General features: G+C 68.8%; 10 protein-coding genes. 3 read left to right on the plus strand and 7 right to left on the minus strand.

What is annotated here, in order from left to right; translation table 11 throughout:
* Positions 1 to 61 precede the first annotated feature (61 nt).
* On the minus strand, positions 62 to 760 hold the full coding sequence (locus DFR69_RS14955; protein ID WP_110038107.1) for a DUF8020 domain-containing protein: 699 nt from the start codon (positions 758 to 760) through the stop codon (positions 62 to 64).
* Between the two features lie 324 nt (positions 761 to 1,084).
* On the opposite strand from DFR69_RS14955, the gene rfbB reads away from it, so the two are divergent.
* Positions 1,085 to 2,086 (plus strand): dTDP-glucose 4,6-dehydratase, encoded by a 1,002-nt coding sequence (rfbB, locus tag DFR69_RS14960; RefSeq protein ID WP_110038108.1) that lies wholly within the window; start codon positions 1,085 to 1,087, stop codon positions 2,084 to 2,086.
* 23 nt (positions 2,087 to 2,109) lie between these two features.
* Here rfbB and DFR69_RS14965 read toward each other — a convergent pair whose 3' ends face one another.
* Both DFR69_RS14965 and DFR69_RS14970 read right to left on the minus strand, forming a co-directional pair.
* Positions 2,110 to 3,645, minus strand: a complete 1,536-nt coding sequence (locus DFR69_RS14965) for a DUF2142 domain-containing protein (protein WP_110038109.1) — start codon at positions 3,643 to 3,645, stop codon at positions 2,110 to 2,112.
* Entirely contained in the window at positions 3,642 to 4,610 is a 969-nt protein-coding gene (locus DFR69_RS14970) for a glycosyltransferase (protein WP_110038110.1), read from the minus strand. Before DFR69_RS14970 ends, DFR69_RS14965 begins: the two co-directional genes overlap by 4 nt.
* 126 nt (positions 4,611 to 4,736) lie before the next feature.
* Here DFR69_RS14970 and DFR69_RS14975 point away from each other — a divergent pair, with 126 nt between their 5' ends.
* Complete coding sequence (locus DFR69_RS14975; protein WP_110038111.1) at positions 4,737 to 5,267, plus strand: GtrA family protein; 531 nt, start codon at positions 4,737 to 4,739, stop codon at positions 5,265 to 5,267.
* Positions 5,268 to 5,376: 109 nt separating this feature from the next.
* On the plus strand, positions 5,377 to 7,266 hold the full coding sequence (locus DFR69_RS14980) for a glycosyltransferase (RefSeq protein WP_110038112.1): 1,890 nt from the start codon (positions 5,377 to 5,379) through the stop codon (positions 7,264 to 7,266).
* Between the two features lie 54 nt (positions 7,267 to 7,320).
* Here DFR69_RS14980 and DFR69_RS35215 read toward each other — a convergent pair whose 3' ends face one another.
* The 4 genes from DFR69_RS35215 to wzt all read right to left on the minus strand — a co-directional run bounded on the left by DFR69_RS35215 (position 7,321) and on the right by wzt (position 12,480).
* Positions 7,321 to 8,055, minus strand: coding sequence for a hypothetical protein (locus DFR69_RS35215; protein ID WP_244198259.1), 735 nt, complete (start codon positions 8,053 to 8,055; stop codon positions 7,321 to 7,323).
* A 1,218-nt stretch (positions 8,056 to 9,273) separates the two neighbouring features.
* A complete protein-coding gene (gene rsgA / locus DFR69_RS14990) occupies positions 9,274 to 10,308 on the minus strand; it encodes a ribosome small subunit-dependent GTPase A (RefSeq protein ID WP_110038113.1) in 1,035 nt (344 codons plus the stop codon).
* A 226-nt stretch (positions 10,309 to 10,534) separates the two neighbouring features.
* Positions 10,535 to 11,602 (minus strand): galactofuranosyltransferase GlfT1, encoded by a 1,068-nt coding sequence (gene glfT1 / locus DFR69_RS14995; RefSeq protein ID WP_244198260.1) that lies wholly within the window; start codon positions 11,600 to 11,602, stop codon positions 10,535 to 10,537.
* A gap of 59 nt (positions 11,603 to 11,661) precedes the next feature.
* Complete coding sequence (wzt, locus tag DFR69_RS15000; RefSeq protein ID WP_110038114.1) at positions 11,662 to 12,480, minus strand: galactan export ABC transporter ATP-binding subunit Wzt/RfbE; 819 nt, start codon at positions 12,478 to 12,480, stop codon at positions 11,662 to 11,664.
* Position 12,481: the final 1 nt, after the last annotated feature.

The raw sequence follows: 12,481 nt of genomic DNA on the forward strand, positions 1-12,481 counted from the left end.
CGAAGCGCCCCCGCCCGGATTGCTCCGGCGCGGGGGCGCTTTCCTTCGTGCGACCGCGAAATTACTTGGCGGGCGGGGTGAAGGGCTGGTTGATCGTGGTGAAGTACTGCACGGCGGCAGCGATCGCGACCGGGGCGGTCACGAAGATCTGACCCAGGATGACACCGAGGGCGCCGATGGTGGTGGCGCCGACGACGCAACCCGCGATCGGGCCGGCACCGAACAGGGCCAGCAGGACACCGGTCGCGACCAGACCGGCGGCGGCACCGGCGATGCAGCCGATGGCCGCGCCACCGAGGCCGCCGGCGAGGGTGCCGATGGTGGCGCCCATGGAGATGGTGGAGGTCAGACGCGACCAGGCGGCCTGCTCACGCTCGTACTCGGTCTTCCAGGGGGCCTTGTCCTCGTAGGGGAGGGCGACCGGCTTGTAGACGGCCTTGGCGGGGTCGAGCTGCGGGGTCAGCACGGCGGTGTTGCCGGAGATCTCCGCGGCGATCGGGAGCTCGTAGTCGTCCAGGCGGAACGACAGCGGGGTGCCGGCGACGGTGGCGCCGTTGGCGGCCTTGATCTTGAAGACGCCTTCTTCGACGACCAGGGAGCCGGCGTCGGTGGTGATGACGGACTTGGCGCCGTCGACGACCTCGGCCTTGTAGTTGATCGGGGCGGCCTCTTCCGGCGCCTGGGCGTGCACGGTGCCGGCGGTGACGCCCATGGCAGCGATCAGCAGCGCCGAGGTGGCGGCGAATTTCCTCATCAGCATTTTAGGTAGACCTCGATGTTGGAGCTTTCGGAGGGGACCCGTAGATCAAAATCCCCCGCAGCTAACGCCCGGTGAACCGCCTGTGACCGCTCATTCAAATTCCGTTCACCATAGATACCCCGATCCCAGTGCGGAGTCTGAAACCTGAGCGTTGACCGGGCTTTTTCTCAGGAAACCAAACTCTTAGTCTTAACCTGGCGTGGTATCGAGTGACGGACGTCACAGTGTAGATCGCGGGATCGTCACAGTTGTGGCGCGCTGCGGCAACGGAACTCGGCGGCCTGCCGACACGGAAGGAGCCGATGAGCACGTATCGTTGGCCGGGTGCGAGTGCTCGTAACCGGCGGGGCCGGGTTCATCGGTGCGAATTTCGTCCAGCAGACCGTGGCCACGCGCCCGGACGTTCAGGTGACCGTCCTCGACGCGCTCACCTACGCCGGAAACCGGGCGTCGCTGGATCCGGTCGCCGACCGGATCGAATTCGTGCACGGTGACATCGCCGATCTCGACCTGGTCGACAATCTGGTCAGCGGTGTCGACGCGGTGGTGCATTTCGCCGCCGAATCGCACAACGACAACTCCCTCGCCGAGCCGTGGCCGTTCGTGCAGACCAATATCGTCGGCACCTACTCGCTGCTGCAGGCCGTGCGCCGCCACGATGTGCGCTATCACCACGTCTCCACCGACGAGGTGTACGGCGATCTCACCCCGGACGACCCGGCTTTCACCGAGCAGACCGCCTACAACCCGTCGAGCCCGTATTCGGCGACCAAGGCGGGCAGCGACCTGCTCGTGCGCGCCTGGACGCGCTCGTTCGGCGTCCGCGCGACGCTGTCGAACTGCTCCAACAATTACGGCCCGTATCAGCACGTCGAGAAATTCATCCCGCGCCAGATCACCAATCTGATCGACGGTGTGCGGCCCCGGCTCTACGGCGCGGGTCATCAGGTGCGCGACTGGATCCACGTCGACGATCACAATCGCGCCGTGTGGGACGTGCTCGACCGCGGCCGGATCGGGCAGACCTATCTCATCGGCGCGAACGGCGAACTCGACAATCTCAGCGTCGTGCGGATGATCCTCGAGGCCTTCGACCGCGACCCCGCCGACTTCGACCACGTCACCGATCGTCCCGGCCACGACCAGCGCTACGCCATCGACGCGAGCCTGCTGCGCGCGGAACTCGGCTGGTCACCGCGCTACGCGAACTTCCGGGCCGGGCTGGCCGACACCATCACCTGGTACCGCGAGAACGAGGACTGGTGGCGGCCCAAGAAGGCCGCCACCGAACGCGCCTACGCCGAGGCGGGCGAGCGGACGTTGTAGCCCCCGCACCGTCGTCCGGGGACTCAGCCCCAGACGACGGTGTAATACGTCGCGGCCGCGGCGATCAGCGCGAAAAGCGAGGCGCAGGTGACGGTGATCGCCGTACCGCGGGTGGGAATCACGCCGTCGGAATCGGTGAGCCGCAACGGGACCCAGCGTGCGATCACGGCCAATCCCATGATCGCCAGCGGCACGAAATAGCGGCCCTGCACACCGTCGATGATGTAGAAATCGACGGGCGTGAACGACATGTACAGCGTCACATAGACCATCGCCACGCTCGCCAGCACCGTCAACGCCACGATCAGCGTGCGCTTGAACGTCGCGGTGGCGCTGTTCATCCGGTCGGCGATACCGAAACTCACCGCGAACGCGATCAGGCACGCCAGCATCGAAATGGCGGGCACGTCCACATAGGCGAAACCGAGTTCGCCGAAGAACTGGTTGAACCAGCGGTGGTCGCGCAGCGCGATGCTCTCGCCGAAGGTGTGCACGAATTGCACGGGGTCGCTGAGGATTCCCTTCAGCTGATCGCCCGGGCGCACCTCGTACCACTGGTGCTGCGGCCGCATCAGGCCCATGCCCTCGCCGGTCGCCGAGGCGATCTTCGTCCAGGCCAGGAAAAGCGTGCCGCCCACCGCGGCGAAAACCCACGGAATCAGTTTCAGTTTTCCGCTGAAACCGAGCCGGTCGGCGGGCACGACGACCACGAGCATCGCCAGCAGCACATAGGTCGGCTTGCTCAGCGGCAGCGCGATCGTCGCGGCCAGCAGCGCGCCGGTCTCCACCGGGCGCAGCCGATCGCCGACGAACAGCGCCTTCAGCAGCAGCGCCGACACCATGATCGCCAGCGCGTTGGTGAGCGTGTCCGCGGTGACGGTGCCCGCCTGGAACAGTGCGATCGGCAGCACGGCCACGGTGAACACCAGCCACTGGCTGCGCCGCTCCCGCAGCGCGTACAGCCCGAAGCCGACCACGCCGAGGTAGGCCACCAGGCCGGCCAGCCTGGTCAGCAGGTACATCCCGCCGACATTCAGGCCCAGCGCCTCACCGAGCCGGATGCCGACGGCGGCGGGCACGTACGGCACCGGCGAGTAGGCGGCGGTGTTGGTGAACCACATCGGTTTGGTGGCCGAGCTGATCTCGGCGGCGCCGAGCCGGTCGTAGGCGCCGGGGTCGGCGACCATCGCGTCGGGCTCGTCGGGGTTGTCGTTGTAGTCGCGGAAGGCGTAGCCCATCAGCGCGTCCACACTGACCGGGATGTCGCCGCCGTAGGCCACGCCGCGGTCGTCGGCGATGCGCTGCGGGAACACCCCGCCGTGCGCCACCTGGTAGGCGCGGCCGAACTGGGTCAGCTCGTCGTGGCCCCAGAACGGCGGCGTGAGCACGGCGAACAGGGCGCCGAACACGGTGGCCAGCACCGCGAAGGCGACGGTGGCCGCGCCGAGCCTGCGGTTCAGCGCGCGCACCGGGGCGAGCACGCGATCCTTGGCACCAGGCGCGGGTGGAACGGTCTTGCTCGGCTCGACCACGGTGTCGGGCTCGGTCGAAGTCGTCACCTACGGTCTCCGGCGGCGATGTCCTCGGTGACGCCGGCCGCCGAATAGCGCAGGTAGATCAGCCGCGCCGCCTCGTGGCGGGAGCGGCGGATGCCGTCGAGGATGAGTCCGGCGGTCCAGGCCAGGCTGCCGAGCAGCACCAGGGTGAACCCGAGGAACAGCGTCGGGAACCGCGCCACCTCGTGGGTGTTGTAGAAGTCGATCACGATCGGCACGGTCAGGATGATCGCGATCAGCCAGGTGATCGTGCCGAACAGGCCGTAGAACGCGACCGGGCGCTCGTGCCGGGCCAGGCCGAGGATCAGGGCCAGGATCTTGGTGCCGTCGCGGTAGGTGCGCAGCTTGGACTCGCTGCCCGCCGGACGGTCGCGGAAGCCCACCTGCACGGCGGTCTGCGGCACCCGCAGATGCAGCGAATGGACGGTCAGCTCTGTCTCGATCTCGAATTCGCGCGAGACCGCGGGGAAGCTCTTCACGAACCGGCGCGAGAACACCCGGAAGCCGCTCAGCATGTCCTCGACGTTCTCGCCGAACACCTTGCCGACCACACCGTTGAGCACCTTGTTGCCGGTCTCGTGGCCGGAGCGGTAGGCGCTGGTGTCGCTGTCGTCCTGCTTGCGCACGCCGAGCACGTGGTCGTAGGGGCCCTCGAGCAGCGTCTTGATCATCAGCGGGGCGGCCGAGGCCTCGTAGGTGTCGTCGCCGTCGATCATCAGGTAGACGTCGGCCTCGATGTCGGCGAAGGCGCGGCGGACCACATTGCCCTTGCCCTTGGTGTTCTCGTAGCGCACGATCGCCCCGGCCTCGCGGGCGCGTTCGGCGGTGCGGTCGGTGCTCAGGTTGTCGTAGACGTAGACGACGATCCCCGGCACGGCGGCCTTCAGGTCGGCGACGACCTTGGCGACCGCGGCCTCTTCGTTGTGGCAGGGGACCACGGCGGCAATGCGAAGCTCGGTGGAGTCCACCCGGGTCAATCCTCGATGTAGGCAGCAGTGGGACACCGGGAGGGTACACAGCGCGCGTCGGATTCGCTCACCCGGTTCAGCGAGCTTAACGCGGGAGCGGAAAGGCCATCGGTGTACGGTCGGCCCGTGTCCCACCCCGAGTTGTCCGAGCCGGTCCCCGCGTCCTTGATGTCGAAGGTGGTGACCGCCTTGCGGCAGGGCGCCGCGTTCCTCGTCGTCGGCGCGATCGGGTTCCTCGTCGACGCGGGCACCTACAACCTGCTGGTGTTCTGGGGCGGCGGATTCTCCTTCTCCGAAGGTGTGCTCTATCACGCGCCGCTGCCCGCCAAGATCATCGCGATCGCGGTCGCGACGGTGGTCACCTACTTCGGGAACAAGTGGTGGACCTTCGCCCACAAGAAGACCGACAACCCGGGACGTGAATACCTTTTGTACGCGGTGTTCAACGTCGTCGCGATCGGCCTGCAACTGGGCTGCCTCGGCTTTTCCCGCTATGTGCTCGACCTGTCCAGCCCGCTCTCGGACAACATTTCCGGCACGTTGATCGGCCAGATCGTCGCCGTCGTGTTCCGCTATTGGGCCTACGACAAATTCGTCTTCACCGGCTCCTCCGCAACCGAGGAGCAACACGCGCGGGGTGCGGCGACACCTCACTGACAGCGCGACGTGTCCGGGCGATTGATATTCTCACCCCCGCCCGCCGCGCCGCCTTCTTCACGTGACTGCTTGCGCCGGCGCAGTCGATACCGAGAATTTCGAGGACTTCATGGAGCAGTCGGCTACCCAAGCCGTGACCGAATCGAACGACGCCGCGCCCGCCTCGCTGCGAGGTGAACACGCTGCGCCGGAACGATTGGTACTGGCGAGGGGCATCTTCACGGGCCCGTCGGCCCGGGTGAGCGACGAGCTGTACGCCGTCGTCAAGGGCGGCGCCGCGGTGCGTGAGCGCCTGTCGCTGCACCTGCCCAAGGGCGCCACCGCGCACACCAACACCTACTTCGGTCGCTTCGCCGCCAGCTACTGGCAGCGCTGGACCACCGTCACCGAGGTGACCGCCACCGCGAACCTGCGGGTCGGCGCGAAGGCGAACGTGCGCCTGGTCGCCTCCGATATCGCGGGCCACCGCCGCATCATCGCCTCGCTCGTGGCCACCAGCAGCGGCTACGTGAGCCTGACCGCCCCGCTGGACCAGTACGTCGACGGCGGCGCGCTGTGGCTCGAGTTCGACGCGATCGGCGGCGACCTCGACATCGCCGAGCTCGCGTGGACCGCGCAGGCGCCGGAGAAGGTGCGCCCGGTCGCGATCGCGATCTGCACCTTCAACCGCGCCGAGGACTGCGCGCACACCGTCGCGGCGCTGGCCTCCGATCCGACCGTGCTCGGCGCGATCGACGCCGTCTACGTCGTCGACCAGGGCACCGACCTGGTCGAGAACCGGCCGCTGTTCCAGCAGGTTCGTCCCGACTTCGGCGACAAGCTGCGCTACATCCGCCAGCCCAACCTGGGCGGCGCGGGCGGCTTCACGCGTGGCCTGTACGAGGTGTCGGCGGCCAACGAGCACGCCGACGTCATCCTGATGGACGACGACATCCTCTGCGAGCCCGAGACCGTGCTGCGGTTGCAGGCCTTCGCCAACCTGACCGTGGAGCCCACCCTGGTCGGCGCGCAGATGCTGTTCCTGCTCAACCCCGACTACCTCAACGTCGGCGCGGAGGAGGTGAAGCTGCACGAGCTCAAGCACGGCCAGAAGGTGCCCAAGGCGCTGCGCAACACCTCCATGCTCAAGAAGAACCAGGAGCGCCGCGTCGACGCCGGTTACAACGCCTGGTGGACCTGCCTGATCCCGGCCGAGGTGGTCGCCAAGATCGGCCTGCCGGTGCCGATCTTCTTCCAGTGGGACGACGTCGAGTACGGCATCCGCGCGCGTGAGCACGGGTTCGTCACCGTCACGCTGCCCAACGCGGCCGTCTGGCACGCCGACTTCTACTGGAAGGACTACGACGACTGGGCGCGCTACTTCTCCACCCGTAATTCGCTCATCGTCGGCGCCCTGCACACCGATCTCGACGGCAAGGCGATCACCAGGGACTTCTTCCGCTACATCGCCGAGCACCTCGTCGGCATGCAGTACGGCCTGGTGCACACCACCCTGCAGGGCATCGAGGACTTCATGAAGGGCCCGAAGGTGCTGCGCGACGGCGGTATCGACGCCCTCGCCGCCGCCCGCGGCACCCGCGGCGACTACCCGGAGACCATCAAGCATCCCGCCGCGACCCCGCCGGTGAACTCCGCCGACATCCAGGTCCGCCGGGCCAGTGGTGAGCCGAGCCGCATCACCCTGGTGCTGATCAAGCGCGCGATCACGCAGTGGACCGGGCGCACCCAGCACGGGCTGATCGGCGTCACCCGCGAGGACGCGCACTGGTGGCACGTCGGCCTGTTCGACCACGTGGTCGTCACCGACGCCTCGCAGTCGGGTGTGCGCGTGCGCCGCCGCGACAAGGCGCGCGCCCGCGCCCTGCTCATCCGCACCTACCGCACGCTGCGCAAGCTCCGCAAGGAACTGCCCGCGCTGCAGGCCGAGTACCGCGCCGCCGTCCCGGAGCTCACCAGCCGGGAGAACTGGGCCAGGTTGTACGGCATCGACGCCAACTGAGTCCGAGACCGTACGCCGCGCCGGAATGCGTTCCGGCGCGGCGTTTTCGTCGGGTCAACCGACCAGGACCAGGACGAACATCAACAGGAAGAGCAGGGCGAGCGCCGCGAACGGCAGCACCATGAAGAGCATGCCCGGCGTCTTCTGCGGCTCCGCCCCGATCGCGCCCTTCAGGAAGATGACCGCGGGCGGCTTGTAGTAGATCTTGCTCCCCGGCCCTTGCCCGACCGGAACCTGCATCTCCGCGGGCCCCATCTCCGAAAGCCACGGCGTCACCACGCGCACGTGATACTGCCCAGGCCCGACCGGCACATGGGTCTGCCCCCACTGCGCATGCGGAACCGGCTGACCGTTGACGAAGATCTTCGGCTTGACCAGCGACAGCATGAACGAGATCCACGGATACGACGAATCCACCGTGATCCCAGGCGGATTCACCTCCTGCTGTCCCGTGGCCGGCTGACTCACCTGCGGCCCACCGCGCGCCGCGGCGAACCCGTCGAACGACCGCGTCCCCACCTCGGGCGGACGCGGCGGAAACCCCGGCGCACTCCGCAGCGGCTGCCCGTACCCCGGCGGCGGCGTAGGCGCCTGCCCGACCAGCGGATTACCCGGCGGCCCGAACCCGCCCCCATGCGGCGGCAGATTCAGCCCAGCCTGCCCGATCCCGGGCGACGACAGCTGCGCCGCTTCCGCTTGCGACCTTGAATGCGGTTGCGCGAGACCGACACCCGGAGAAGACGGGGACGCATGGGCCGCACCGGCCGCTCCTGGCTGCGCGATCCCCATACCCGGGCTGCTCATGGCGGAAGAACCCCCGCCGGGTCCCGACGGCGCTTGCCCGAAGCTGGGAACCGGCGCGCCTGGTGTCGGTGGCGCTTGGCCGAAGCTGGGTGCCGGCCCGCCCGGCGTCGGCCCGAACCCGGGAATCGGCCCACCCGACAACGCCCCTTGACCGAATCCGGCTGGATGACTTCCGTGCCTCGCCGGCGCATGCCCGAAGCCGGGCGCTGGAAAGCCAGGCGCCGCGGGCGGCTGGCCGAATCCGGGGATCGGTCCGCCCGTCCCAGTCGGCGCCGGTTGACCTGGGACGGCCGGAGAGTAGCCGAATCCCGAAGGGGGAGAGCTTGCTTCGGGTGGCGGCCCGAAACCAGGAGGCGGGGTGCCTGGAGCGGGCGGCATGCCGAAACCCGGAGGCGGGGTGCCCGGCGTGGGCGGCGGTGCGAATCCGAGTGCGGGCGCTCCTGGTTCCGGGGGTCGGCCGAAGCCTGCTGCCGGACTCCCCGGCGCTACGGGCGGCTGTCCGACGGTCGGTGCGGCTGCTTCCGCGTGGTCGCGTGCCGGGTCGCTCGGCGGTGTACCGAAGTTGGTGGCTGCCGGTGGCGCGTCGCCGAACCGCAGTGTGGCGTTGGTCTGCGGTTGGTCGAGGTTCGGTGGTGGTGTCGTGGCTGTGACGTCGAGGCCGGGGTTGCTCGATGGCGCCGACGGCTGTCCGAACTCGGGGGTGAAAGGTTGGTCGAGGCGTGGGGGCGGGCTCGGGACCGCGGGCGTGCCGGCGAGGCCGGGTGGGGGTGTGCCCAGCGAGCCGCGGGTGGGGAGGCTGGGAGATGAGGGGGCGCCAGGGCCGGAAGGTGTTGGTGTACTTCCTGATTCGCCGGGAGCGGGGACTGCGGGCTGGGGCGGTGGCGGGGGAAAGTCGCCGGGGTTACTCATCAAGCCTCCGGATAGCGAACCGTGCGCCCGAACCCTACCGCGCGATCGGCCTCGCCTCCCGCCGAGTTCGGCTCCGCCCGAAATACCCGGATCACCCCACCCCGAAACAAGATCACCGGCCCGGCGTCGACGCACGAGCAGTCGAGGGCCGGGCCCGCGATACCCCGGCGGCCGAGACCGTCAGCTGGTAGTAGCGGATTGCTCCCTCCTGGTCGGGGTGGCGAGTGATCGACGGCCGACTGCCGCGCGGGGGTGCGGTTCGCGCGCCCCCGCGCGGCAGCCGAGGCTGAAACCTCAGCGCCGACCGCGTTCGCGGTTCAGGCGGCGCTGCTGTTTGGTGATGGATCGCCAGGCCTGGGCGCGTTCGGCGGCCAGGCGCTTGTCGGTGCGGGCGGCCATCCACTCGTTCTCCTTGGCCAGCTTGCGGTAGCTCGCGAGCCGGCGTTCGGGGAGGGTGCCGTCGGTCAGCGCGGCCAGGACCGCGCAACCAGGTTCGGTCTGATGCACGCAGTCGGCGAAGCGGCACTCGGCGGCCAGTGACTCGATGTCGCTGAACGTCTTGCCGATGCCGTCGGCCGCGTCGTAGAGACCGATCCCGCGCAGGCCGGGGGTGTCGATGAGGGTGCCGCCGCCGGGGAGCGGCCGCAGCTCTCGGTGCACCGTCGTGTGCCTGCCTTTGCCGTCCACCGCGCGCACCGCGTTGGTGGCGAACACCTCCGCGCCGAGCAGCGCGTTGGCCAGGGTCGACTTGCCCGCGCCGGATGGCCCGATCAACGCGACCGTTCCGGAGAGCATCGCCGTGAGCACGTCGAGCCCGATCTCGGCCGAGGCGCTCACCGCGAGCACGCTCGCCCCCGGCGCGACAGCGCGCACGGCATCCAGCGGAAGATCCACCGCGGCATCGGCTTTGGTGAGCACGACGATCGGCTGCGCGTTGCTCTCCCAGGCCAGGGCGAGCATCCGCTCGATCCGCCCCAGGTCGACGTCACCGTCGGCGGCGGTACAGATCAGCACGGTATCCACATTGGTGGCCAGCACCTGGGCGACCGAACGCCCCGACACCGATGAGCGCATGATCGCCGAGCGCCGCGGCAACAGCTGCCGCACCATGCCGTCGGCATCGATGCCGACCCAGTCGCCGGTGCACAGCCCGGTGATCTCCCGTGGACAACCGGCGCGGGCCGGTCCGGTGGGAGTCACCACATCGCATTCGCTGCGATCCATCCGGACGATGCGGGCCGGAGTCAGACCATCGGCGAGCACGGAGAGATATTCAGAAGCTACGGCTTCGGTCCAGCCGTAAGGGACGAGACGGTCGTAGTCGACCATGGGTGAGATCCTTCGTCGGGCGCCGAACCCGACCAGGGCTCAGCGAGGAGAGGTGATGTCCGGAACAGCCAGGGCGGCCGCGTACTCGCGGGCCCCGGGCACAGCAATCCGCATCTGTGTACTCACGGACATCCACCTCCTCTCCAACGTCACCCCGAACTCTGCCCCACTTCCCTGAGCCGGGCAACCGATTTTCCGCACGACCGCGCACGGCGCGCGACGGACGTCAGTCCGGCTTGCCGAACTGCTCGTTGCGGCCGAGTGAGCGCAAGCGGAACCACTCCCGCAGGCCGGCCGGATCGCGCCGGGTCACCAGGAAGAACCAGGAGAACCGGATCCATTCCTGCGGCAGCAGCTTGCGCATACCCGGCTGCGACATCAGGTAGCCGCGGTTGCGGTAGGTGAAGTAGCGCTTCACCGGATCGTCCGGGTACTGGGTGTGCATCCGCCCGCCGAGGATCGGCTTGAACTCCTCGGCGCCGTTCGGGTGCAGGTAGGCGGTCTGCAGACAGGTGCCGAAGGGCAGCCCCGAGCGCACGAGGCGGCGGTGCACCTCCACCTCGTCACCGCGCACGAACAGCCGCAGATCGGGCACGCCGATCAGGTCGACGGCCTTGGCCGAGATCAGCGCGCCGTTGAACAGCGACGCGATGCCGGGCAGGAAGTCCTCGTCGCCGAGCTCCGAGCGCAGCCGCCGCCACACCACGCCGCGGCGCAGCGGGAAGGCGAGCCGGTCGGGTTCGTCGATGTCGCACACCACCGGCGACACCTCGACGAGGTTGTGGCGGCGCGCGCAATCCAGCAGCGTCGCAAGCACTTCGGGACCGTCGGGGCGGCCGTCGTCGTCGGCCAGCCACACCCAGTCGGCGCCCATGGTGAGCGCGTGCAGCATGCCGAGCGCGAAACCCCCCGCGCCGCCGAGGTTGTGGCGCGAGCCCAGGTAGGTGGCCTCGATCGGCTGCTGGGCGACCAGTTCGGCCACCTCGTCCTCGTTGGCGTTGTCGACGACGATCAGGTGGTCGATCGGCCGCGTCTGCGAGGCCAGGACTTTCAGCGATTCGGCGAGCAGCTCGCGGCGCTTGTGCGTGACGACGACGCCGATGATCCGTGCCTGCGGCCCGGTCTCGGTGGTGAGGTCGGCCGGTTCGGCGCCGGCGGGCAGTTCGACGTCGTCGTCGACGACGACGGAGGGCGCCGCGGGCTCGATCGGCGCCGGAGTCGCCTCGAGGCGGTCGGTCATGCTGAACCCACCCGGCACGGCAGCCGGGGCAGCCTCGTCACGTCCACCGCTCATACTGTGTCCGTTCGGCATGCTCGGGTCACGCTCCGCTTCCTCCTCCGGCCGCTGACCGCTCATGCCTTGTTCTGCTCCAGTTCTTTCTCGGACTCCAGCTCGCGCAGCACCTGTGCCACGTGATTACCCGCGTCGGGACCCTCATACGCGCGTACGACTTCTTCGATGCCGCCGTGCTGACGGATCTGCCCGTGGTCGACCCACATCGCGGTGTCGCACAGCTGGGCGAGGAATTCGTTGGAGTGGCTGGCGAAGACGAGGATGCCCGAGCGCGCGACCAGCGACTGCAGCCGCGTGCGCGCCTTCTTCATGAACTCCGCGTCGACGGCGCCGATGCCCTCGTCGAGCAGCAGGATCTCGGGGTCGATCGAGGTGACCACACCCATCGCCAGGCGCACCCGCATACCGGTGGAGTAGGTGCGCAGCGGCATCGACAGGTACTCGCCCAGCTCGGTGAAATCGGCGATCTCGTCGATCTTGGCCATCATCTGCTTGCGCGTCTGCCCGAGGAACAGCCCGCGGATGATGATGTTCTCGTAGCCGGAGATCTCCGGATCCATGCCGACGCCGAGGTCGAACACCGGCGCCACCCGGCCGCGGATGCGCGCGCTGCCGCGCGAGGGTTCGTAGATGCCGGAGAGCAGCCGCAGCAGGGTCGACTTGCCCGCGCCGTTGTGCCCGACCAGGCCGACCCGGTCGCCCTCCTTGAGCGAGAGGTTGATGTCACGCAGCGCCTCGACGACGACCACATCGGAGCTGTTGCGCCCGATCGCGCCGCCCGCCTTGCCGAGGAAGGCCTTCTTCAGCGACCGCGACTTGGCGTCGAAGATGGGGAACTCGACCCACGCCTGATGGGTTTCGATACTCACACGGCTCATC

Source organism: Nocardia neocaledoniensis, assembly GCF_003182135.1.
Taxonomy (GTDB): domain Bacteria; phylum Actinomycetota; class Actinomycetes; order Mycobacteriales; family Mycobacteriaceae; genus Nocardia; species Nocardia neocaledoniensis.